This window comes from Thermococcus onnurineus NA1 (assembly GCF_000018365.1).
Lineage (GTDB): Archaea > Methanobacteriota_B > Thermococci > Thermococcales > Thermococcaceae > Thermococcus > Thermococcus onnurineus.
In genome coordinates this window covers 1,327,265-1,348,734 of sequence record NC_011529.1, presented here as the reverse complement: position 1 = coordinate 1,348,734, position 21,470 = coordinate 1,327,265, and the positions used below count along the sequence as shown (strand labels likewise).

22 protein-coding genes and 1 tRNA gene are annotated in these 21,470 nt (G+C 52.4%); 14 read left to right on the top strand and 9 right to left on the bottom strand.

Annotation, left to right across the window (positions count from 1 at the left end; genetic code table 11):
- Positions 1 to 2 precede the first annotated feature (2 nt).
- Positions 3 to 338: a nascent polypeptide-associated complex protein gene (locus TON_RS07505; RefSeq protein WP_012572434.1), complete on the bottom strand. Its 336-nt coding sequence runs from the start codon at positions 336 to 338 to the stop codon at positions 3 to 5.
- 106 nt (positions 339 to 444) lie between these two features.
- On the opposite strand from TON_RS07505, the gene TON_RS07500 reads away from it, so the two are divergent.
- The gene (locus tag TON_RS07500) at positions 445 to 1,197 is read left to right on the top strand and encodes a hypothetical protein (RefSeq protein WP_012572433.1); all 753 of its coding nucleotides are present in this window, start codon (positions 445 to 447) and stop codon (positions 1,195 to 1,197) included.
- Between the two features lie 24 nt (positions 1,198 to 1,221).
- Here TON_RS07500 and TON_RS07495 read toward each other — a convergent pair whose 3' ends face one another.
- From TON_RS07495 to TON_RS07475, 5 genes are read right to left on the bottom strand one after another with little or no spacing between them, the layout of a single operon-like run.
- Positions 1,222 to 2,388, bottom strand: coding sequence for a cation:proton antiporter (locus TON_RS07495; protein WP_012572432.1), 1,167 nt, complete (start codon positions 2,386 to 2,388; stop codon positions 1,222 to 1,224).
- 6 nt (positions 2,389 to 2,394) lie between these two features.
- Positions 2,395 to 2,874, bottom strand: a complete 480-nt coding sequence (locus tag TON_RS07490; RefSeq protein ID WP_012572431.1) for a CBS domain-containing protein — start codon at positions 2,872 to 2,874, stop codon at positions 2,395 to 2,397.
- 33 nt (positions 2,875 to 2,907) lie between these two features.
- Entirely contained in the window at positions 2,908 to 3,945 is a 1,038-nt protein-coding gene (locus TON_RS07485; protein WP_012572430.1) for a tetratricopeptide repeat protein, read from the bottom strand.
- Positions 3,921 to 4,460: a methylated-DNA--protein-cysteine methyltransferase gene (gene otg, locus TON_RS07480; RefSeq protein WP_012572429.1), complete on the bottom strand. Its 540-nt coding sequence runs from the start codon at positions 4,458 to 4,460 to the stop codon at positions 3,921 to 3,923. The genes TON_RS07485 and otg overlap by 25 nt, the downstream gene beginning before the upstream one ends.
- Complete coding sequence (locus tag TON_RS07475) at positions 4,447 to 5,166, bottom strand: RNA methyltransferase (protein ID WP_012572428.1); 720 nt, start codon at positions 5,164 to 5,166, stop codon at positions 4,447 to 4,449. Before TON_RS07475 ends, otg begins: the two co-directional genes overlap by 14 nt.
- Before the next feature lie 45 nt (positions 5,167 to 5,211).
- On the opposite strand from TON_RS07475, the gene TON_RS07470 reads away from it, so the two are divergent.
- The 6 genes from TON_RS07470 to TON_RS07445 all read left to right on the top strand — a co-directional run bounded on the left by TON_RS07470 (position 5,212) and on the right by TON_RS07445 (position 10,715).
- A complete protein-coding gene (locus TON_RS07470) occupies positions 5,212 to 6,111 on the top strand; it encodes a 2-dehydropantoate 2-reductase (protein WP_012572427.1) in 900 nt (299 codons plus the stop codon).
- 34 nt (positions 6,112 to 6,145) lie between these two features.
- Entirely contained in the window at positions 6,146 to 6,793 is a 648-nt protein-coding gene (locus TON_RS07465; RefSeq protein WP_012572426.1) for a TIGR00153 family protein, read from the top strand.
- On the top strand, positions 6,790 to 7,713 hold the full coding sequence (locus tag TON_RS07460; RefSeq protein WP_012572425.1) for a hydroxyacid dehydrogenase: 924 nt from the start codon (positions 6,790 to 6,792) through the stop codon (positions 7,711 to 7,713). The genes TON_RS07465 and TON_RS07460 overlap by 4 nt, the downstream gene beginning before the upstream one ends.
- Positions 7,714 to 7,820: 107 nt before the next feature.
- Positions 7,821 to 7,898 (top strand) — tRNA-Ala (locus TON_RS07455).
- Positions 7,899 to 8,240: 342 nt separating this feature from the next.
- A complete protein-coding gene (locus TON_RS07450) occupies positions 8,241 to 9,347 on the top strand; it encodes a M20 family metallopeptidase (RefSeq protein WP_012572424.1) in 1,107 nt (368 codons plus the stop codon).
- A 90-nt stretch (positions 9,348 to 9,437) separates the two neighbouring features.
- Entirely contained in the window at positions 9,438 to 10,715 is a 1,278-nt protein-coding gene (locus TON_RS07445) for a phosphoadenosine phosphosulfate reductase domain-containing protein (protein WP_012572423.1), read from the top strand.
- Here the strand turns inward: TON_RS07445 and TON_RS07440 are convergent.
- Positions 10,710 to 12,626: a S16 family serine protease gene (locus tag TON_RS07440; protein WP_012572422.1), complete on the bottom strand. Its 1,917-nt coding sequence runs from the start codon at positions 12,624 to 12,626 to the stop codon at positions 10,710 to 10,712. The two genes, TON_RS07445 and TON_RS07440, sit on opposite strands and share 6 nt — an antisense overlap.
- A gap of 117 nt (positions 12,627 to 12,743) precedes the next feature.
- Here TON_RS07440 and TON_RS07435 point away from each other — a divergent pair, with 117 nt between their 5' ends.
- Genes TON_RS07435 through TON_RS07425 form a run of 3 tightly spaced genes read left to right on the top strand, consistent with a single transcriptional unit; the run spans position 12,744 to position 15,029 of the window.
- Entirely contained in the window at positions 12,744 to 13,289 is a 546-nt protein-coding gene (locus TON_RS07435) for a universal stress protein (RefSeq protein ID WP_012572421.1), read from the top strand.
- A gap of 9 nt (positions 13,290 to 13,298) precedes the next feature.
- Entirely contained in the window at positions 13,299 to 14,576 is a 1,278-nt protein-coding gene (locus TON_RS07430; RefSeq protein WP_012572420.1) for an ArsB/NhaD family transporter, read from the top strand.
- Between the two features lie 3 nt (positions 14,577 to 14,579).
- Positions 14,580 to 15,029 carry a universal stress protein gene (locus TON_RS07425; RefSeq protein WP_012572419.1) on the top strand — a complete coding sequence of 150 codons (450 nt, stop codon included), beginning with the start codon at positions 14,580 to 14,582 and terminating at the stop codon, positions 15,027 to 15,029.
- On the opposite strand, the gene TON_RS07420 is transcribed toward TON_RS07425, so the two are convergent.
- Together TON_RS07420 and TON_RS07415 are read right to left on the bottom strand one after the other, a co-directional pair.
- On the bottom strand, positions 15,026 to 15,280 hold the full coding sequence (locus TON_RS07420; RefSeq protein WP_012572418.1) for a hypothetical protein: 255 nt from the start codon (positions 15,278 to 15,280) through the stop codon (positions 15,026 to 15,028). The genes TON_RS07425 and TON_RS07420 overlap by 4 nt on opposite strands.
- Positions 15,277 to 15,786 (bottom strand): winged helix-turn-helix transcriptional regulator, encoded by a 510-nt coding sequence (locus TON_RS07415; protein WP_012572417.1) that lies wholly within the window; start codon positions 15,784 to 15,786, stop codon positions 15,277 to 15,279. The genes TON_RS07420 and TON_RS07415 overlap by 4 nt, the downstream gene beginning before the upstream one ends.
- 82 nt (positions 15,787 to 15,868) lie before the next feature.
- On the opposite strand from TON_RS07415, the gene TON_RS07410 reads away from it, so the two are divergent.
- From TON_RS07410 to TON_RS07395, 4 genes are read left to right on the top strand one after another with little or no spacing between them, the layout of a single operon-like run.
- On the top strand, positions 15,869 to 17,230 hold the full coding sequence (locus tag TON_RS07410; protein ID WP_012572416.1) for a TldD/PmbA family protein: 1,362 nt from the start codon (positions 15,869 to 15,871) through the stop codon (positions 17,228 to 17,230).
- Entirely contained in the window at positions 17,227 to 18,522 is a 1,296-nt protein-coding gene (locus tag TON_RS07405; RefSeq protein WP_012572415.1) for a TldD/PmbA family protein, read from the top strand. Before TON_RS07410 ends, TON_RS07405 begins: the two co-directional genes overlap by 4 nt.
- Positions 18,523 to 18,568: 46 nt before the next feature.
- Positions 18,569 to 19,249 (top strand): DUF257 family protein, encoded by a 681-nt coding sequence (locus TON_RS07400; protein WP_238516385.1) that lies wholly within the window; start codon positions 18,569 to 18,571, stop codon positions 19,247 to 19,249.
- Positions 19,250 to 19,289: 40 nt separating this feature from the next.
- A complete protein-coding gene (locus TON_RS07395; RefSeq protein ID WP_012572413.1) occupies positions 19,290 to 21,446 on the top strand; it encodes an alpha-amylase family glycosyl hydrolase in 2,157 nt (718 codons plus the stop codon).
- Positions 21,447 to 21,470 lie beyond the last annotated feature (24 nt).

Genomic DNA, 21,470 nt, shown 5'->3' with positions numbered 1-21,470 from the left:
TCTCAGCCCTCAGTGAGCTTGAGGATGGCCTCCGCGAGGTCGCCCTTTGCCTCTTCCAGCGCCTTCTTTGCCGTCTCGTAGTCAACGCCCGCCTGCTCCATGACGAGTTGGATATCCTCCTCGGAAATCTTGAGGATTGGCCTTACTTCCTCCCTGCCAGCAACTATCTGGTAGCTCTTCTCGCCCTGAGCGGTTATCACCATAGCTGAAACGTCACGAAGGATTATCTCCCTGTCTGGGAGCTTTATAACGACCTCCTCAACGTTTTCAAGCTCCTCCATCTTGATGCCCATCTGGCGCATGAGCTTCTTCATCTGCCTTGGGTTCATTCCCATCATCGCTATCACCTTGAGAAAAATCTGGGCTGGATTTTAAAAAGGTTGGCGAGTTTCGATGACGATTTATGAGCGTAATGTTTAAGTTCTTTCTCCCATATTTTCTTAGATGCCTATGAAACGGGGACTTGCGGTCTTTCTGGTGTTCCTGTTCCTTCTGCCGCAGGTGGCCACGGTTAACCTCTTCGAGGTTGTGAGCCCTGATGAAACCGTTAGGTCGGTTAGTATAGAATGTTGGAATTGCACCGCTAGCGAGATTTTTGACCTGACTGGGGATAAAATCATTGTGAGAATTCCATATAACGAGACTCATGACCAGATAATACTTGCAACTAAGGACAGTCTTACGGCGAAACTTTCTCCTGCGTCATCTTTGGATCCTTTTAGGTTGAACAAATACAACTTTAGCCTTATCAAAAACAAGTCTCTTGACATTCTTCCCAGGGACATAACATTTTCTTCTCGGGGGTGGCAGGCTTCGATTACAGCGTACAATGCAATGTTCACGACAAAAATAAAGGCGTGTTATGAAGAATGCGGAGTCTCCCTTGGTTGTTACGATGAGAGTTACGGCACTCTTGCGGAAGAGAACGAAAGCGTAAGGGGGTACCAGCAACGGGTTCTGATTGATCCTTGCTGGGTCTTTGGTTTATGTCCAGACCCCTGCGATGACTCTTTTGAATCCAAACTGTTCTGGCGTCACCCAACCATATACAGAATACTCTACGTTGAGAGGCAGAAAACCTTTGGGGTTCTTCTTTTGATTACATTTGTTGTTTTGCTCCTCATTTGGGAATGGAGAAAGCGGAAAGATCCATTATGGCGTGGAAACCTGAAGAAATACAAGAAGGACAGGAAATGACATGCTGCAACCTGAGGAAAATCCCTAGCTCAAAAGGTTGGGAGAGTATTCCGATGAGGCTTCCTCTTTGAATGCCATCTTAAGGAGAGGCGGCGTGACAAGCGTGCTCAGGAATATCATCAGCACGATGACCACGTAGGCATCCTCACCGACTATACCAGCGTTCATAGCTATGGCGAGCATCGCGAGCTCAACGCCCATTCTTGGAATCATGCCTATTCCAACCCTAAGCGACTGTCTGCGGTCAAGTCCGGCCAGGAGAGCTCCGAGGCCACATCCTATAACCTTGCTGGCTATCGCTCCGAGGCTGAAAACCAGTGCGAAGATCCCTACCTCGGAGATGCTTCTGAGCGGGATGTTCATGCCAACGTCAACGAAGAACAACGGGATGAACATAGAGTGGGCCAGGATCCTTGTGTGCTCGAATATTGGCCTTCTGAATTCAGTCTCGCTTAGACTGAGACCGAAGAGGTAGGCTCCAAGGATAGAGGCTAAATTCATGTGCTCCGCTAAATAGGCAAAAGCGAAGAGAGTCGCCATCGATAGGGTTATCGTCGAATCTGCAAAGCCCAGGTGGACGACCTTTCTCAGCAGTCTGTCTATCGCAGGCGGGACAACGTAAATTGCGGCCAGTATGAAGACGATAACCTTGGCAAAGATGAGTCCTATCCCAATTGGATTAATGCTTCCCTGGACAAGCATGGAAATGACAATACTCAGGATGACTATGCCGAGAATATCATCGACTATAGCGGCCGTCAGTATGGTATTGCCCTCAACAGTCTTGAGCGCGTCAAGCTCCATGAGAACCCTAACCGTCAGGCTCACGCTCGTTGGGGTCATCAGGGCACCGTATAGGAGAGCCTGTTCAAAGCCCTTGAAGGGATACACAATGCCGAAACCCATTAGGAAGGCAATTGCAACTCCAACCACTGCCACAGAGAGTCCAGCTTTACCGGCTTCCTTTAGCTCATCAACGCTACTTTCCAGACCTGCAAGGAAGAGGAGGAGCAGGACGCCGAGCATTGAAATATCCTTCACTTCTGTGGTTGGGGGAAAGAACATGCCGAGCAGTATGCCGCCGATAATCTGGCCTAGGACGACGGGTTGCTCTATCCTTGCGAATATCCATCCAAAGGTCTCGGCAACTGCGAGCATGAGAGCTAGGTAGAGTATCAGCTCGAGTTCCATAGGGACTCACCTGACAAATACCCTGAGAATCCTCACAATACTTTGGGCGGAAAACGTTCCTAGGACGGTCTTTTTCTTATCAACAACTGGAAACTGCTTGATACCGGTTTCAAGCATCATTTCGAGGGCATAGCCGAGACTGTCGTTCGGACTGAGGATTATTGGTCGGGGGTTCATTATGTCACTTACGGGTCTATCCCAGTCGAAATGTGCCTCCTTAATCGCGTCAAGTCCTACGAGGATGTAGTCAGAAGGAGGGATTACGAGGTTTATTATCTCGTCGATCGAAATTAATCCAAGAAGCTTTCCATCGTCATCAGTGACGACAGCGCAGGTTTGATGCTCGAGCTCCTTTATGAGCTTCTCTATTTTATCATCGGGAGAGAGCCTGAGGAAGTTTTTCTCCATCACGAGCCTTATGGGCATCTTTGACAGCTTGAGGATATTAAGCTTTGGCCTCTCCTTTGGGGGTCTATCTCTTGACAATTTCTCACCCCCGGAAAAAGAAAGAGTGGAGAATCACCTTTCCTCTGGGAACTTCGATGTCTCCTCGTTCGCCTTTATTATCTTCGTCCTGTACTCCTCGTACCTCTTCTTTGCCTCTTCGGCCTTCTCCTTCTCGCCGAGGTACTCATAGGCCTCAGCGACGTGCTTCCACCACATCGGGTCTTCTTCGGCCTCCTTGAGGCAGTACTCGAGGAACTTCTTGTAGGCTTCCCTGGCGAGTTCCTCCCTTCCGAGCTTTCTTGCTATGTTTCCGACGTCCTCCCAGAAGACGCCTTCCTCCTGTGCTTCCTTGGTGTAGTAATCCAGGGCCTTTTCCCATGCCTCCCTAGCTTTCTCCTCGTTGCCCAGCTCCTCGTAGAGCTTAGCGACATCTTCCCAGAACCAGGGCTCCTCCTCGGCGTACTTCTCAAGGGCCTTAGCTGCCCTGTCCATGTTCCCAGCCTTCTTCCAGTACTCGTGGGCCTCCTTGAGGTAGTAGGTGTCCTTCTCCTTCTCATAGAGGGCTTCGTATATCTCAGCCGCTTTCTCGTACTTCTTGGCCTTCTCGTAGGCCCAGGCTGCGCTCTCCATCCAGCCGAGCCTCTCGTACATCTCGGCGGCCTTCAGATAGTTGCCGGCCTTCTCGTACTTTCTGGCTGCTGCCTTGTACTTGCCCACCCTCTCGAGCTTCTCGGCCGAGCGGAAGCGGTCGGCCAGGCCCAGATCGGGCTCGCTGATGTACCATATGCCGAAGGCAAGAATTGCAACGAAGAATACTATTATCCAACCAACGGGGTAAAGATGCTGCCAATCGGTGCGATTCCAAGTGGCACTTAAGTAGAGACCATAGCTGCTGATGACGGTGAAAATCGCCAGTATCCCTCCGTACTTCCAGCTCTCGGCGTAGAACGTCAGCGCGGTGAAGAAGAGCAGCATCAGCGTGACGCTGAGGAATCCAAGGGCTAAAACCACCTGGAGTAGCAGCTTCCAGCCACCGTACCAGACTATGCCGGCGGCTATCACTATGACGGCAATTAAGAATCCTATCAGGTACGCTTTGAGCTTGTCCATTCTTCCACCCCCTCAAGCTTCAGCAGGAAGGCCTTGTACTCGAGCTTTGGCGTGTAATAGCCGGGTCCGTCCCAGGCCACGACTCTGTGACAGGGAACGACTATGGGGTAGGGGTTCCTCTTCATCGCCCCTCCAATGGCCCTCGGGGAAGTTCCAAGGGTCTTTGCCAGCTCTCCATACGTTACAACGCTTCCTCTTTTAACCCTTTTTGTTAGCCATTCGTAAACACGGCGCTCAAAGGATGTTACACCCAGAAAACCCAGCTCCGGAAGGAGCTCCTCGTTCTCGAGTTTTCCAAGAATGACGTCGCGGACGAGTCTGGGATAGTCTGACTCAAGCAGGGTTAATTCGACATTGACACCCCTTTTCTTGAGGAAGAACGCCATGTTGGCGATTCTCTCCCTCAGAAATCCCTCCCCATCTAGGGAGAAGGTAATCCCTTGAATTTTCTCGTCGAAAATCACCGCGATCCAGACTTCTTTCCTCGCAATATCAAAGCGCTCAACGCTCAGCATCTCCACATTCCTCCAGTCTTAACGCCGCTTTTCTCAAGGGTCCGATGAGCGTGTGAACCTCCCTTCCGTAGAGGATGGTTCGCCCCACAAAGCGCCGGAAAATCTTGACAAAAACCTCTCTCCTCTCGGGGTCCTTCGGGTAATCCAGAACGTCCAAAAGCCTCCCCCAGGTTCTGATGAGGGCCTCCTTCTCCTCCCGCGTTGCCGGTTCGAGCGAGGGGTGGATGGCTTTCCTTCTGCCCTTGGCCAGCTCGTAGAGTATTACCGCAACGGCCTGGCTGAGGTTCATGACTGGGTAAATCTCGCTTGTCGGGATGGTGACCGTTAGATCCATCCTCTCAAGCTCCTCGTTCTTCAGGCCGATGCTCTCGCGCCCGAAGAAGATGCCAATCCTACCTGAATAACCCTGGAGTGCTTCTGCCAATTCCCAGGGCATCATGGGTGCCCTGTCTGGGATGTAGCGCTTCCCTGGCTTCCCGGTAGTGCCCACAGCCAGATCCACGAGTCCCAGTGCTTCCTCGAAGGTCTCGACGATGGCGGCCCTCTCTAGAACGTCCCGCGCGTGGACTGCATAGAGATAGCTCTCCTCAGTGATGTTGGGATTGATCAGGACTAGCTCATTGAAGCCGAAGTTCTTCATCGTTCTTGCTATCATGCCTATGTTTGCAGGCCCCTCAGGTTCGACCAGAATCACATTGAGCTTCATCGGTAAGGCTTTAAGGGGGAGGCTTTAAATGATTGCGGTGGTGAGATGAAGATTTACATCCTCGGTGCGGGTTCAATAGGTTCACTTTTCGGTGCCCTTCTGACGAGGGCTGGAAACGATGTAACGCTCATCGGCAGGGAGGATCAGGTGAGGGCGATAAATGAGAACGGTCTTCACGTCCTTGGCGTTGAGGAGTTCACAGTTTATCCCAATGCAAGCCTCTATGCTCCTGAAGAGCCCCCCGATCTTCTCATACTGGCCACAAAGTCGTATTCAACTAAAACTGCCCTGGAGTGCGCAAGGAACTGCATCGGCCCGGAAACTTGGGTGCTGAGTATACAGAACGGCCTCGGGAACGAGGAGTTAGCTTTGAAGATAACTCCAAACGTCATGGGGGGAATAACAACCAATGGGGCCATGCTGGTTGGGTGGGGCAGAGTGAAGTGGACCGGCAGGGGAATAACGGTCGTAGGAAAGTATCCTACCGGAACCCATCCCTTCGTGGAAGAGGTCGCGGAGACTTTTAACGGGGCCGGAATAGAAACGCACACAACCGAGAACGTTATCGGCTGGAAGTGGGCGAAGGCCATAGTCAACTCCGTCATCAATGGACTTGGAACTGTTCTCGAAGTGAAAAACGGCTTTCTGAAGGATGATCCCTACCTCGAGGGCATCTCTGTGGATATAGCGCGCGAAGGATGCACGGTGGCGCGGCAGCTGGGGATAGAGTTTGAGATCCACCCACTGGAGCTTCTCTGGGACACAATAGAGAAAACCCGTGAGAACTACAACTCAACCCTTCAAGACATAAAGAGAAGAAAGAGGACAGAGGTTGACTACATTCACGGAAAGATAGTGGAGTACGCGAGGAGTGTGGGGCTTGAAGCTCCAAGGAACGAGCTTCTCTGGGCGCTCATTAAGGCCAAGGAGGAGCAAAGTAGATAAACCCACCAATCGAGGTTATTGTGGGGGATGAAAAATGCCCATATTTGGCGGAAAAGAAAGTGGGGTTTTTGATACTATTGAAAAGCACCTTGAGGTTGTCAACGAGTCCCTCGTTGCCTTTAGGGAGCTTATGGTTGCTTACTTGGATGGAGATCTTGAAAGGGCTAAGGCCTTCGAGAGGGAAGTGGATCAGCTGGAAAGCAAGGCTGACAAGCTCAGGAGGAGCATAGAGACGATGCTCTATGAGGGGGCTTTCCTTCCTGCCAACCGGGGTGACTACGTCAGGCTTTCAGAGCTGGTTGACCAGGTGGCAGACGCTGCCGAAAGCGCTGCCCACACGCTCATCTTGGCTAAGCCGAAAGTTCCGCTTGAGCTCAAGGATGAGCTCATGAAGCTTGTGGATTCCGCCATCGAGACGTACAAGGTTCTTGTCGAGGCTGTCAATGCACTCAACTCCGACGTTGACAGGGCCATAGAACTCGCAAAGGTCGTTGAAGATGCCGAGGAGAAAGCTGACGAAGTTGAGTACGACATTAAGGGCAAGGTTTTTGAAAGTGAGACTGTCACAACCTATGCAAAACTTGTATGGAACCAGATACTGACGAAAATTGGAGACATAGCCGACCGCGCTGAGGACACCTCCGATCAGGTCATGCTCATGGCAATAAAGAGGAGGGGATGAATGTGGTCAAGGTTTTGGTTGCCGCACCGCTTCACGAGAAGGCAATAGAGGTTTTGAAGAACGCTGGGTTTGAGGTAGTTTGTGAGGAGTATCCAGATGAGGATAAACTGATAGAGCTTGCCAAGGATGTTGAGGCGATTATAGTCAGGAGCAAGCCTAAGGTGACCCGGAAGGTTATTGAGGCGGCTCCAAAGCTCAAGGTTATCGGAAGGGCTGGCGTCGGCCTCGACAACATCGACCTTGATGCCGCCAAGGAGAGGGGCATAAAGGTCGTTAACAGCCCTGGAGCATCAAGCAGGAGCGTCGCTGAGCTTGTCGTCGCCCTCATGTTTGCCGTTGCCAGAAAGATAGCCTTCGCCGACAGGAAGATGCGCGGGGGCGTTTGGGCCAAGAAGCAGTGTATGGGGATCGAGCTCGAAGGAAAGACCATAGGCGTAGTCGGTTTCGGCAGAATAGGCTACAACGTGGCCAAGCTAGCAAAGGCTCTTGGCATGAACGTCCTCCTCTACGACCCATATCCAGATGAGGAAAGGGCCAAAGAAGTTGGAGGAAAGTTCGTCAGCCTGGAGGAGCTTCTCAAGGAGAGCGATGTTGTTACGCTTCACGTCCCGCTTATCGATGCCACCTACCACATGATAAACGAGGAGCGGCTGAAGCTGATGAAGCCGACCGCCATCCTTATCAACGCGGCCAGGGGAGCCGTTATAGACACCGAAGCCCTTGTCAAGGCCCTCGGGGAGGGCTGGATTGCTGGAGCTGGCTTGGACGTCTTCGAGGAGGAGCCCCTGCCTGAGGGTCATCCGCTTACGAAGTTCGACAACGTTGTCCTCACCCCGCACATCGGCGCCTCGACCGTCGAGGCCCAGATGAGGGCCGGCGTCCAGGTCGCCGAGCAGATAGTTGAGATTCTAAAGAAGTGATGGCCTTTCCTTCTACCGTCTATTTTTCATCTACGTTGTGTCTATGGAATGCCCGAAATATAACCAAAACTTTTTAAAGCTGGGTCAGGTTCACTATAACCGGGAGTGGGCCGGTAGCTCAGCCTGGTATGAGCGCCGCCCTCGCAAGGCGGAGGCCGCGGGTTCAAATCCCGCCCGGTCCACCAAAAAACAAACTTTTCTGTCGAAAAGTTTGATCAAAGTTGGCATCTCATTCTAAGTTGCCCACTTCTAAGCGAGTTTACATTTAAATTGTCACTCTTCAGGGTTTACGCATCAAAATAATGCCCCTCTGGGCATTAAGGGGGAAACCTCTTAACTTGCCAGCTTTTTGAATTAAACTCACTTTAAATTGGCAAGCTTAAAAAAGATGCAAACTCATTTCCTGCCCGTTTAGTGAGAAGTTTATCCTTTGATCAGACTTTGTCCCACAAAGTTTGCCTGCACAAGCAAAAGTGTTTGGGAAAGGGCTTTAAGATGCTTGCCATTTCTAGTCTTTGGTGATCCTCATGGAGTTCGAACTCCTCAAGAAGCTCGTCTCCATTCGCTCTCCCTTTGGCGAAGAAGGAGAAATCTCCCGTTTTATTGCCTCGTTTCTTGAAGAGCACGGCTTTAGGGTGGAGCTCCTCCCGGTTGAAGGCTTTGGCGACGACGTGATTGTCTATCTCCCTGGTAAGGGCCACACCGTTGTTCTGAACGGCCACATGGACACCGTGAATCTCTCGAAGGGCTGGACAAGGAATCCCTGGGGCGAGCTCGATGGCGATAGATTTTACGGCCTCGGCAGTGCGGACATGAAAGCAGGTCTTGCCGCTATCATGGCTGCCTTCATTGAGATAGCTGAGCTTCCGAGAAGAGAGCGGCCGAACATCATATTCACCGCAGTCTCCGACGAGGAGGGCTATTCCCGGGGAACCTGGAGGCTCATAGAGAGTGGAAAACTTAGTGATGCCGACATCGTGCTCGTTGCCGAGCCCACTAACGAGAAGCTGATGCTCGGCGCGAGGGGACGATTCGTGATCCAAGTCGAGGCCTTTGGAAGAAAGGCCCACGCAGCCCGGCCGGAGTTTGGAATCAATGCCGTTGAGGAGCTTGGGAAACTCGTTGGAAACCTCTCAAGGATACGTTTTAAGAGGCACAGGAAGCTCGGCACGGGCTCATACTGCACGCTCCACATCGAAGGAACCGCCGACGGCCTGAGCGTTCCCGACTATGCGAAGGCGATAATAGACAGGCACGTTGTCGTTGGTGAGGACTGGGAAAAAGTCAGGGGCGAGCTCCTAAAACTTGCTGAGAGGCTCGATCTGAAGGTCGAACTCAAAATAGAGAGGTTCCCGAGGCCAACGCCCGAGATGCTGCCCTACACTGTAAGGGAAAACGACCGCTTTGTGAACCTTTTCAAAAAGGTCCGCGGCTCGCTCTTCGGAAGGGGGCTGGAGATAACTTACGGCAGGAGCGTCGGGGACTTCAACTACTTCGGAACATATCTGGGCAAGCCAACAATCGTTTACGGGCCCATCGGAGGGAACTGGCACTCCGCCGATGAGTGGGTGAGTGTAGAGTCACTGAGGAGGGTTAAGAAGGTCTACGTAGAGTACCTGAAGGCTCTGGCATAGCCTCAGGAAACCGGTCTTCATCACGGCTCAGTCCAGGGAGTTCTCGTCATCGGCGGCAAAGGTTTTAAGCTTCCCCTAAAATCTTTTTCTATGTTCCACGTGATGGCCAGGGCAAGGAAAGACGCCAAAGCCCTTCAGTATATAAACGAGCGCAACTACGGGGGTTTTCTAAAGGTTTCGGGCCTCGGCGGCGGAAGGACTTTTGGGGAGGTTGAGGATGTCCTCAAAGAACTCCTGAGGGATCCCTACATTCCTATTCTGCTCTTCGGCGAGAAGGAGAAGGATTTGATGGAAGATGTTTTGCCGGTCCTTCGCGAGACTGGAAAGCCCTTCTACGTTCGGCTCTTGAGAACCAAGCGCGTCAGAAACATGCGCGTCGATGAGCTCTACGGCCACCTGGAGGAGATAAAGGCCAGATTCAGACTTGGAATCGAGTGGAGTGGCGCTTACAGGCTCAATCCGGATAATCCCTTCGGCATCGAGATAAACCCCGACTATGACATCTACCTGGCTCTCGGCGAGGACTTCAGAAAGGCGATGAAAGGTATTCTCGACGTTGAGCTGGGAGAAAACTCCCTCGTTCTTAGAAAGCTTATGAATCAAGAGGTTTACTTCTCCGGTCCGAACAAAGTTGCCGAGGTCAGCAAAAAGCTCGGCGTTCCGACTGAGGTTCTCTGGAGGTGCCCATGTCCTGAGGACGTTTCCTTTGAGAGTCTGATAGAGCTCAACCAAGATTACATCGATGCCTTTGCAGAGGCGAGCAAGGCCTTCCTGCGGCAGTTTGAGGATTATGACATCATTGTCCCATGGAGCGGTGGAAAAGACTCGACTGCCACACTGATACTGGCCAGCGAGGTCTTCAAGGACGTCACGGCTATCTACGTCAGAATGGAATACGAGATGCTGCTCACGGATGAATACGTTGAGAAGCTCGCCAGAAAACTTAAAATCAACTTAGTCCGCGTGGATGTCCCGATGCCGCTCGATGAGTTTGGCATGCCGATCCACAGGAACCGCTGGTGCACGAGGCAGAAGGTGGAGGCGCTCTACAAAGCGGCGGGTGAGTTTGAGAGGCCGCTTTTAGTGGTCGGCGACCGCGATGGGGAGAGTGCAAGGAGGAGGCTTAAACCTCCGGTCATCGAGAGGAAGAACGATATTCTTGGAAAGTTCCTTGAAGTCATGCCCATCAAGTTTTGGAGCGGAATGATGGTTCAGCTCTTCATTATCATGCGCGGTTTCGAACTGCACCCACTGTATTACGAAGGCTTCTACCGTCTGGGCTGCACAGTCTGTCCGAGCCTTGCAGAATGGGAGGTCAAACTGTTAAAGAAGAGGGGAGTGAAGGTTCTCCCCTCGGGCTATTCATAGCTTTTTACCAACGGCCGCTCCGACGATGAACGATCCAACGAGGAGCGCTATTATCAGTCCGTCGCTTAGAGCCTTTGATGTTGACGTTGCTGAGTTCGTTGCAGTTTTGGAGTCCGTTGAGGTTGGAATCACTATCTGGGGAATGCCCGTGGTGTTGTCCCGCAGAACGTTCACTGGTGTCGGTAGTGTGCTGAGGAAGAGCCCAGCGGTTTCCTTTGCGTACATGTAGAATATCATAGCCGTTTGAATGTCCTCGGGGCTTCCATTCTCCTCGTAACTCTCGGCGAACTCGTAGTAGGCCATCGCCAGCACGGGCGTTATGCCCTGGCTCTGGGCAAGGGCTATGGCAACTTTGGCGTCCTCCTTCATGCGCTTGAGCTTGTCTAGGAGGACGGTCTGGTTGTCTATTCCGAGGGTGTCGAGGAATACCTGTGCCTGTACGCGGGCTTCCATTGCCGTAAACAGTGCCGCAGAGTACTTGCCGTCCTCGTAGTACTGCTCCGCCTGTACTATGCTCTGACTCAGGTCTCCTCCGACTGTCCCGTACATTGACTCTATGTATGTGACTATAAGGTTGGACTCATCGATGTAGTCCCTCGCAACGGCTTTGACGACTTCACTGCTTATAACATCGCCCCCGGCAAATCTTTCGCCGAGCCGGGCCCAGAATATGGCCGTCTTTGCCCTCTCATACGCAAAGGCGGCATCCCCAACGGCGTTCCAGTAGTCGTTGCTGTAGTAGTACTTCCAGGCCTCGTCGAGTATGCTCTTTGCCTGCTCAACCCTCTCCTCGGCGGCGGCCACCGCCTGGAGCATCGTAGTACCCCTTATCGTGACGTTGGAGACTATTTTCTCAGAGGCGTTTATCTGAGACTCCACGGTTTTCAGAATCTTCTGGACGTCCTCGGGACCCTCAACACCCAGGTACCAGTCCACGTGGCGGATTATTATCCTCGCCTGGAAGTCCTTGCTGAGGGTGGTGTAGTACCTTCCGTCGTCGAGGGCGCTCTTTGACTGGTTCAGAATTCCAGCGGCCTCGTTGAGGGCCTCCATAAGGGTCGTGTAAGTCGCGTAGTTCACGTCGCTCTTCTTCAGCTTCTCGAGGGTCTCCTGGTAGTAGGCAGTTGTGTTCTGGTAATCCTTCAGAGCGTCATCCCTGAGGAATGAGGTGTCTATCTTGACGTAGGCCGGAGCCTCTGGCCTCGGAATTCTGTGGCCGGTGAAGTAGTAAACGGCATCGTAGATGTCTTTAATCTCGATTACCTGAAGACCCCAGCGCTCCTTGGCGTACTCGACGACGTCGACCTTCTTGGTCTGGGTGTTTATCTCAACTATTCCCCCGATTTCTCTCTTCTGGGTCTCTTCAACGTACTGAATCCTCTGGCCCTGGGGAATGAGAAATACCTCCGCACCTACATCATGGGCTGCGGCGGCCTTTTCAAGTATCCCGCCAACGGGCCCTATGGTTCCGTCGGGGTTTATCATGCCCGTCATCATGACCTTCGGGTTGACCTGCCAGCCCTCAAGGGCCGCGATTATTCCAACGGTCATAGTTCCTCCAGCTGAGGGACCGCCTATGATTGGAGAATCCGCCTTTATCTGGATGAAAACGTCGTACTTGCTCATGTCGACGCCGAGAACCTTTCCGGCTATCTGCGCCGCAAGTCTCGCGCTCGCCTGCATGTCCACCTCCGCCAACGGCCACGTCTCGACGTAGACGTGTCCGCTTCCCGGGGCGACTGTTATGACGAAGTCCGTGGCAACGCCAACGAGCTCTCCTTCGGCAGTTCTTGAAACGGCTGGAGCTTTGAGAACTACCGTGTGCCCTTCACTGGGACATTGAGCTGCTGTGAAGGACGCGAACGGCAGCAGAAGCATGAGTATCAGCAGCGAGACTACTGCCTTTTTCATTTTTCTCACCCCGATTTTAGCTCGTTAAGGCATAATAAAGCGTTTGTGGTTCAACCCTCTAAAATGGGCGGCAAAAAGCTTAAATCATCTCTTTATCCTCCCAGGTTGGGGGTGGTTATGGACATCTTCAGCAAACTCATCGCGAAGAAGTTCAAGAACATCGCGGGCGACAGGTACGAAGAGATAACGAAGCGCTATCGGGAGTTCCTTCTCCTTCCTGAGGAGTTCGTTCTTCCAGAGATAAACTCGATTCTGATTCCCATTGACCGCTTTGCCCACGGGATTCCATCCGAGCTCTACGAAACGCTTGAGGCCTACGCCGGGGCGTCAGTTACACTTGTTTACGTCTCCGAGAGCATGGCATTCAGAATGATTGAGCAGACCCTCGGAAAGCTTGAGGCCGAAAAACTGAAGATCGCTGAAAGGGCGTTGGGGGAGAAGATGCTCACGGAAATAGCGTCTAGCCTGAATGATATCGGTCTGAGGGTAAGCAAGAGGCACATATTCGGGAGCAAGAGTGACGTCGTTATCAAACTCGCCGAAGAGTTTGACCTCCTCGTGATCTCACGGGGCTACGGCTCGGAGATAACCAAGATGTCCCCGCTCAGCCCGGTCGTCCTTAAGATAGTCCAGCACGTGGTTAAGCCAACGATAATTTATTAGGTGATGCCGATGGAGCAGGTGATCATAGCGGTTGCAGTGTTCCTCTTTACATATGCGCTCATAATCAGCGAGAGAGTTCACAGAACTGTAGCGGCTCTCTTTGGGGCATCGATAGTACTTTTTCTGGGCATTGTCCCATGGGAGATGCTCCCGGAGTACCTTGACCTTGGAACGCTTCTCCTCCTCATAGGTATGATGATAATCGTCAACACTGCCAAGGCGAGCGGTCTCTTCGAGTTCATAGCGATAAAAACAGCCAAGTTTGCAAAAGGAAGTCCGATGAAAGTCCTGATCATGTTTTCATTTGTCACAGCTCTTGTAAGCTCTGTCCTCGATAACGTCACGACGGTTTTGCTGCTCACCCCGATGCTCCTCTACATAACACGCCTCATGGACGTTAACCCAATCCCGTTCCTCCTGGCGGAGATATTCGCCTCCAACATAGGCGGAACGGCGACTCTCATCGGAGACCCCCCGAACATAATGATAGGCTCTGCTGCGGGGCTGAGTTTTACCGAGTTCCTCCTGAACATGGGGCCAATAGCTGCCATCGATCTGGCCATCGCACTTGGAATAATCTACCTCGCCTACAGGAATGAGATGAAGACCAGCAAGGCGAAGAGGGAGAGGATTCTTTCCACCATTGAGAGGCTAAGGGAGGACGAGGCCATAAGGGACTACACCCTTTTCAAAAAGTCTGTAACCGTGATAATCGGCGTTGTCCTGCTCTTTTTCGTCCACGACAGGCTGGAGATACCGCCGGCCGTCGTCGCCCTTACCGGAGCCTCGGTTCTGCTCATGTGGAGCAGGATGGAGCCCACGGAGATACTCGAAAAGATCGAGTGGACGGCGATATTCTTCTTCATGGGGCTGTTCATAATAGTCGGCTCCCTCGTGGAAACCGGCGTTATCGATGATGTCGCCCAGTGGCTTTTAGGCTACGTTCACACAACCGGCCAGGCGCTCGTGATGGTGACCTGGTTCTCGGCGATAGCGTCGGCCATAGTGGACAACATTCCGCTAACGGCCGCCATGATACCGCTCATAAAGTCGATGGGAACCTCAATGGACGTGTATCCCCTTTGGTGGGCTTTAAGCTTGGGTGCGTGTCTCGGAGGCAATGGCACGGCCATAGGTGCCTCCGCCAACATAGTTGTCCTTGGTATAGCCTCCCGCGAGGGAGTGAAAATCACCTTCATGGACTTCCTGAAGATAGGCCTGGTCATAATGTTCACAACGGTTGCTGCTGGCATGGGCCTGCTCTGGATTAGGTACATAGGGGTGTGAACGATGAGGATACTCGTGCTCGTTGATGGCTCAAAGTGGAGTCAGAAGGCGGCGCTTCATGCTATCTCGATGGCCAAGAAAAAGAAGGGTAAGGTCACCCTCTTCTCGGTTCTCGACAGAAGGGAGGCGAAGGCCCTTGCTTTCAATATGGGCATGCTGAGCCAGGATTTGAAAAACGTCCAGAAGTTCGAGGAGGAGATCTGGAGGGAAATGAAGAAGAGCATAAGGGACATAATGACGAACCTCCTTGAGCTCTGCCACCAGGAAGAGGTAAATTGCTCATTCAGGATAGTAGAGGGGAACGCGAAGGAGAAAATCCTTGAGGAGGCGAACTCCGGGAAGTATGGCCTTGTTGTCATGGGGGCCTACGGAAGGAGCGGAAAGACGAGAATAGGAAGCCTGCTTGAGGAGGTCGTGGGCTCCATAGAGCCGCCCGTCATGATCGTCCGCTAACGCTTCCATAGTGCCAGGACGAAGAGGAGCAGGACGATTACCTCCAGTCCGCCCACGGCTATGCTTATGTCTCTCTCTATCCACGCGGCCAAGTGAAGTGCCTCCAGTATTTTCTTTATCGCCATCAGGAGGAAGGCGATTATAAGGTAGAGCGCCGCGCGGAGGTGGCTCTTTCTGTAGGCTATGAGCGACACTCCGGCTAAAGCCAGGGCAAGGATTATTGCTACAATTGCTAGGACGGTCTCAATCATTCCTCATCACCCACGCTTGTGAGCAAGTCTATCAGGCTGTCGGCAAGCTTCTCCCAGAGGCTCGGGCGGTAGTCCCTTATTACGCGTGCTATTATCGCGGGGTCGTAGGTGAGGGTGTATATCACGTTCTTTCCCTCTCGTCTTGCCTCAACTATTCCAAGCTTCACCAGCTCTCCCATGTGGTAGCTCACCGTCGGCTGGCTGAGATTCAGGCGCTTTGCTATCTCGCTTTGTCCCATGGGCCCCTCCATGAGGAGGAGCAGGATCTTCCTTCTCGTTTCCGTTGATATCGCTATGACAAGCTTCTGGTACTCCTTCTCGAAGCCCCTGGGGAAGATGTAGCGCCTCTTGCCGAGCTTTTTTGAAAAAATCCTGCCTTCCTTCTCCAGCCTGTAGAGGTGGTATTGCAGGTCGCCTATGCCTACTCCCAGCTCTCTTGCCAGCTCTCTGAAGGTTATCCCGGGTTTGCTTTGGATGCGGTGGAGGATTTCATTACGCCTCTCCATGTCCAACACTTAAACTCTTGTGGTTCACCTCTCTATAGGAACGAATATAAATGCTCTCCCTTTTATGTCCTCTGGTGAGGGTATGGAGAGATTGATGAGAAAAGCTGAGGAGCTGGCGAGACGTTACGGTATATCATATTATGAAATACGGATAACCAAGGTCACCGCTTCACACCTCACCATGCAGAACTCTCAGCTTGAGGAGCTTGCTCTTAACACCGAAATCGGTATAGGCGTAAGGGCCTTCAATGGGGCCTGGGGCTTCTCAAGCGCCAATGACATGAGCAGGGCGGAGAGGGCGATAGAAACGGCCATGAAGATAGCGAAGCTCTCGAAGGGTGACTCGAGGATATACCTTGGCGATCCCGTGAAGGACAGGGCGGAGATAAAGGTCAAGCAATCTTTTTTGGACGTCGACATCGAGGACAAGCTTTCTCTTGTCAAGGAGGTTGATTCACTCCTTAAAGGGGATTCCATTTCAAACAGGAGCGTTTCCTATGGGGACGGTCTAAAGGAACAGCTCTACTTCAACTCCCTCGGGAGCGAGATAGAGACGGTAGTTCCGAGGATAAGGCTGAGCTTTTCGGTCACGGCCAAAGGCAACGGTGAGATGCAGCAGTACTGGAGGAGCTTCGGGGGAGCAGCCGGCTGGGAGTTGGTTGAAGGGGTTGATCTGACTCACTGGACAGCCTTTGTGAGGAGGAAGGCCATCTCCCTGCTCAGCGCGAAGTCCCCTCCCTCCGGGGAGTTTGACGTGATAATGGATCCTGAGCTTACAGGCGTCTTCATCCACGAGGCTCTGGGTCATGCGGCCGAGGCAGATGCTATAAAGACGGGCGAGAGCATCCTGACGGGGAGGCTCGGTGAGAGAATAGCCGTGGAGGAGCTTACCGTCGTTGACGACCCAACTCTGCCCGGCAAGTTCGGCTCCTATATCTACGACGACGAGGGGATCAGGGCGAAGCGCGTGGAGATAATCAAGAACGGCGTTCTCCTCAACTACCTCAACGACAGAGAGACAGCGGCAGTTTTGGGCTTGGAGCCTAACGGTCACGGCAGGGCTCAGGGCTACAGCTACCAGCCCCTCGTGAGGATGTCCAACACCTACGTTGAACCCCGGGACTGGAGCTTTGAGGAGATGCTGAGCGAGGTTAAGCGTGGCCTCTACATGATAGGCGACAAGGGCGGTGAGGTTGATACCGCCAACGGGACGTTCACCTTTGGAGCTAAAGAGGGCTACATAATCGAGAACGGCGAGATAAAGGAGCAGGTTCGTGACGTCGCTCTATCCGGCAAGATACTTGACGTCCTGAAGAATATACGTGCCATAGGGAGCGACCTGGTCGTTGAGTTCCCCGGCTACTGCGGCAAGGGCCAGTGGGTTCCGGTTGACGATGGTGGGCCGCACGTTCTAACGAGGGCTGTTGTTGGGGGATTAAGATGATCGAGAGACTCATCAGAATCCTGGAGCGGGAAAACGTTGAGTGGGAGATTTACTGGGAGAGAGGTCGTGGCGGTTCCTTTAAGATAGAGAACGAGAAGCTCGAGCGCTCCCAGAGGAAGTTCCACTCAGGAATAGGTCTCAGGGTCGGTTATAAAGGCAGGCTTGGGTTTTCCTATATAACAGGCATCGGCCATGATATAGAGACCCTTGAGAACTTTGTGAAGAGAACGATAAAGCTCGCCAGGGTCAGTGAGGTTCCCTTCAGGGGCTTCCCGTCCGAGAAAAAGCCTGCCAAGATTAGGGGTCTATATGATAAGCGTATAGACGAGATACCTTTTGAGGACGCCCATGCCATGGCGCAAAACTTCGCCGAAAGAATGATCGAACTGAAAGCGGGGAGAGGAGAGTACACTCTCTCCGGCTCCTTAGCATTCGGAGTGAACTTCTATGGCATAGCGAACTCCAACGGAATTTTCCTGGAGGATAAAAGCACCGGAATGAGCGTGAGCACATACGCGGTTAAGAAGGGAACCAGAACCGGGAGCGGCTCATACTACCAGTCCTACCGCTCGCTCCAGCCGTTTGAAGAGCTGGAAAGGGCAATAAAACTGGCGATTGAGGAGGCGGATATGAGCTGGGATGCGGAAAGGTTTCGGCCGTACGAGGGCGAGCTTCTTCTCGAGCCCCCGGCTTTCAGGGCCATAGTGGGTATCTTTCTAGAGAACCTCTTCGGAGACAATGTCCACTACGGCCGCTCGCGCTTTGTTGATCTTGGGAAGAGAGTTGCCAGCGAGAAGCTGACGATAACTGACGATGCCACAATTGATAACGGGATTGGGAGCTATCCCTTTGATGGCGAGGGTAATCCGGGAAGGAAAACGGTGCTTGTTGAGGAAGGTTTCTTGAGGGGATTTCTCCTTGACGAAACCTATGGATGGCTTTTGGGCATGGAAAGCACAGGTAATGCAGTGAGGGACTTTAGAACCGTCCCCCACATAGGGACGAGCAACGTGGTGGTTGAGCCGGGAAAGGAAAGTCTGGAAGACTTTGAGGGAATTGTAATCAAGAAGGTCTTTGGCGAGCACACTGCAAACCCGATAAGCGGCGATTTTTCCCTGACGGTTGAGCTTGGATATGTAGTCAGAGATGGTAAGGTTGAGCCTTTCAAGGATAACATGCTCGTCGGCAACGTCTTTGAGTTACTGGACTCAATAAGGGCCGTTGGAAAAGAGCTCATCAGAAGAGGCTCCTTTTACTCGCCCAGGGTTCTAGCAATTGGCAAAATAATATGAAACCTGTATCCCCTCGGTAAGCTTTTATACTTCGGTAGTCAAAAATATGCTGGGTGGTACAAGCATGGTCGGTCATGGAATTGACTCGATACTCTTTAAACTCAGGCCAGGAGAGACCGTGCTGGTTGAATACAGTTCAGTGTCCTCACCCGAGCTTCTTTTGTATCTTATGTGCCGCAGGTGCATGGAAAGAGGTCGTCCTATTTTAATCGACGACATCTCTGACACCTTCGCTGAATACGTTGTTAGACTTGATCTTATGGGTCTGAATACTGACGATCTTCTGAAGGTTCCAGTAATAAAAATTGGTGGAAATCGCGAGGTAGGAAATGTTCTTGGAAAGGTTGGGGTTGATAAGTACTCCCTGGATTTCAAGTATTATGAAAAAATTTACGAGAAAGTCGTACCAAAAGAGGTCATTTGCAATCCCGTCTTAGGCATTTACAAGCTTTTCGTGGCCCTTGAAAGGCAGGAAGTTATAAGGCTCGTCCGTAATATCTCGATGTTTGTTGGGAAGAAGAGCCGCTTCGCGCTCTACTTCATTAACAGGGATGTCATGGAGAAGAAAGTACCTGAGCTCCTGGATCTCCTTGAGGAGACTGCCAGCACTGTGCTCCAATGGAACGCTGACAAGGGCAAGTACAGGCTCAGGACCCTCAAGGCTGCGAACGATGAGATAATGGGTTCCAACATCTCCCTGCGCTTCAGAGACATAGCCGGAATATGAACTTTTTTAAGCCCTTTCCCTTATCACTTCTGGTGATATAATGAAGCGAGCACTCGTGCTGGTTTTCATACTCCTTCTCATCCTGCCCTCAGTGGAGGCGTACAGCGTCCCCGAGCGCGGGGTCATCTATCAGGTCATGGTGGACAGGTTCTACGACGGTAACCAGAGCAACAACGAACCCTTCTACGATCCAATGCACACCAACTACCGCCTCTACTGGGGCGGCGATCTGGAGGGTCTTATAGAGAAGCTCGACTACATCCAGAGCCTCGGTGTCTCGATGATATGGCTCTCGCCCCTGAACGACAACATCAACAGGATGGCCGGTGGAAGCGCTCCCTACCATGGCTACTGGACGCACGACTATAAACGCATAGAGGAGCACTTCGGTGACTGGAAAACCTTCAAGAGGCTCGTTGAAGATGCAGAAAAGAGGGGAATCTGCATCATCGTTGACTACGTTCCCAATCATTCGAACCCTGCGACGGACGGTGAACTCGGCTCGCTCTACGACAACGGAACGCTCGTGACGAACTACTATTACGACGCCAAAAATGCAACGGTGAACCCCTACACCGGCAGTAAGGAGTTAATATATCACCACAATGGGGACATAGGCGACTGGTTTGGCTTTCAGCTCAAATACGCTAACCTCTTTGGCTTAGCCGACTTCAATCAGCTCAACCCCTGGGTGGATTCATACCTGAAGGACGGTGCGAGGCTCTTCGTCGAGGCCGGCGCCTGCGGCTTCAGGATCGACGCAGTAAAGCATATGGATCTGGGATGGCTGGAGAGCTTCTACCTGGACCTCTACTCGAGCTCTGAAAGGCCGCTCTTCATCTACGGTGAGTACTACTCCCTCAGCCCCCAGAAAACCGACGATATGTACTACTTCTACCTCTACTCGAACGTCTCCCCCTTGCTCGGTATACCGATAAGGAACGACATCGTGAGAACCTTCGCCTACGGAGGAAGCATGAAGGATCTCGCGAGGGAGCTCGAGGATTATTATTCACTCTTTGTTTATCCCAACAAACAGGTAAACTTCCTCGACAGCCACGACCTCGTTCGCTTCCTCAACGAGAACCATCGTCTGGATCGCTACCACATGGCGCTAGCACTGACAATGACTCTTCCTGGCATTCCGGTTATCTACTACGGCGACGAGAGCTATCTGGTTAGCAAGGACGGAAAGGGCGACCCCTACAACAGGCCCATGATGGTCTTCAACAACACAACGGAGGCGGCGCGGATAATCAGAACCCTTGCGGAGCTGAGGAAGACCAACGACGCTTTAGCCTTCGGCGACTTCAGAACCCTCTACGCTGACTACAACGTCTGGGCATTTGAGAGAGCCTTCGGGGCTCATAGACTCCTTGTGGTCATGAACAAGGGCCCGGACAAAAACCTCACGCTTTCGCTCGACTGGAGCGATGGGAGATACGTCGATGCCCTCCACGGGGCCGAAATGGTGGTTGAAAATGGTAGAGCAAGCGTGACACTCCCGCGCAATTCCATCTACATCTTCCACGTGGAGGGCGAGCAGAAAGAACCTCTCATAGGCTCGCTCACGCCTTACACGGCTCAACCGGGCCAGAGGGTTCTCGTAGCCGGAGCGGGCTTTGGAAACGATGGAGAGGTATTCATCGGCGGCGAGAAGGCGAAGGTGCTCTCGTGGGAGGACGACCAGATACTCGTTGAGGTCCCTGAGGTGGAAACTGAGGACTCGTGGATTTCCGTCTACGTTGAGACGAGTTACGGAAAGAGTAACACCGTAAAGCTGCACTACTATTCCAGCGGGGACGTCCCTTCACTGATAGTCGTCAATGGCAGCAACCTGACGGGCTCCCTTTGGATTAAAGGAAGCCTTCCGGAGTTGGCCGAGCCGAGGCCGCTGATAAAGTCGAGCACGGGCTACTACTTTACAGTCGTGCCGCTCCCCAACGGGACGATTTTCTCGGTCGAGCTCTACAGGGGTCTGCCATGGGATGAACTTGAGCCGCTCAACATCACCCTCTACGGGAGGACAAACTCAACGGTTCTCCTTAGCACGGAACTCACAGAAATTCCGACGGAAAGATTGACCACAACGTCCCCAGAAATGCCGGGCAAATCCCCGGACTGGATCCCCTACGTGGCCCTTGTGACAATTGGGGCACTCCTGCTCCTGTTGGCCTTTAGAAAGGGCAGGCTTTGATTTTTCTCCCTTTTGGGGAGATTA

What these genes read in the sequence shown, in the direction of transcription:
- TON_RS07505 (WP_012572434.1), bottom strand. Translation starts at nt 338, where the DNA reads ATGATGGGAATGAACCCAAGGCAGATGAAGAAGCTCATGCGCCAGATG.
- TON_RS07500 (WP_012572433.1), top strand. Translation starts at nt 445, where the DNA reads ATGCCTATGAAACGGGGACTTGCGGTCTTTCTGGTGTTCCTGTTCCTT.
- TON_RS07495 (WP_012572432.1), bottom strand. Translation starts at nt 2,388, where the DNA reads ATGGAACTCGAGCTGATACTCTACCTAGCTCTCATGCTCGCAGTTGCC.
- TON_RS07485 (WP_012572430.1), bottom strand. Translation starts at nt 3,945, where the DNA reads ATGGACAAGCTCAAAGCGTACCTGATAGGATTCTTAATTGCCGTCATA.
- otg (WP_012572429.1), bottom strand. Translation starts at nt 4,460, where the DNA reads ATGCTGAGCGTTGAGCGCTTTGATATTGCGAGGAAAGAAGTCTGGATC.
- TON_RS07475 (WP_012572428.1), bottom strand. Translation starts at nt 5,166, where the DNA reads ATGAAGCTCAATGTGATTCTGGTCGAACCTGAGGGGCCTGCAAACATA.
- TON_RS07470 (WP_012572427.1), top strand. Translation starts at nt 5,212, where the DNA reads ATGAAGATTTACATCCTCGGTGCGGGTTCAATAGGTTCACTTTTCGGT.
- TON_RS07465 (WP_012572426.1), top strand. Translation starts at nt 6,146, where the DNA reads ATGCCCATATTTGGCGGAAAAGAAAGTGGGGTTTTTGATACTATTGAA.
- TON_RS07460 (WP_012572425.1), top strand. Translation starts at nt 6,790, where the DNA reads ATGAATGTGGTCAAGGTTTTGGTTGCCGCACCGCTTCACGAGAAGGCA.
- TON_RS07450 (WP_012572424.1), top strand. Translation starts at nt 8,241, where the DNA reads ATGGAGTTCGAACTCCTCAAGAAGCTCGTCTCCATTCGCTCTCCCTTT.
- TON_RS07445 (WP_012572423.1), top strand. Translation starts at nt 9,438, where the DNA reads ATGTTCCACGTGATGGCCAGGGCAAGGAAAGACGCCAAAGCCCTTCAG.
- TON_RS07440 (WP_012572422.1), bottom strand. Translation starts at nt 12,626, where the DNA reads ATGAAAAAGGCAGTAGTCTCGCTGCTGATACTCATGCTTCTGCTGCCG.
- TON_RS07435 (WP_012572421.1), top strand. Translation starts at nt 12,744, where the DNA reads ATGGACATCTTCAGCAAACTCATCGCGAAGAAGTTCAAGAACATCGCG.
- TON_RS07430 (WP_012572420.1), top strand. Translation starts at nt 13,299, where the DNA reads ATGGAGCAGGTGATCATAGCGGTTGCAGTGTTCCTCTTTACATATGCG.
- TON_RS07425 (WP_012572419.1), top strand. Translation starts at nt 14,580, where the DNA reads ATGAGGATACTCGTGCTCGTTGATGGCTCAAAGTGGAGTCAGAAGGCG.
- TON_RS07420 (WP_012572418.1), bottom strand. Translation starts at nt 15,280, where the DNA reads ATGATTGAGACCGTCCTAGCAATTGTAGCAATAATCCTTGCCCTGGCT.
- TON_RS07415 (WP_012572417.1), bottom strand. Translation starts at nt 15,786, where the DNA reads ATGGAGAGGCGTAATGAAATCCTCCACCGCATCCAAAGCAAACCCGGG.
- TON_RS07410 (WP_012572416.1), top strand. Translation starts at nt 15,869, where the DNA reads ATGGAGAGATTGATGAGAAAAGCTGAGGAGCTGGCGAGACGTTACGGT.
- TON_RS07405 (WP_012572415.1), top strand. Translation starts at nt 17,227, where the DNA reads ATGATCGAGAGACTCATCAGAATCCTGGAGCGGGAAAACGTTGAGTGG.
- TON_RS07400 (WP_238516385.1), top strand. Translation starts at nt 18,569, where the DNA reads ATGCTGGGTGGTACAAGCATGGTCGGTCATGGAATTGACTCGATACTC.
- TON_RS07395 (WP_012572413.1), top strand. Translation starts at nt 19,290, where the DNA reads ATGAAGCGAGCACTCGTGCTGGTTTTCATACTCCTTCTCATCCTGCCC.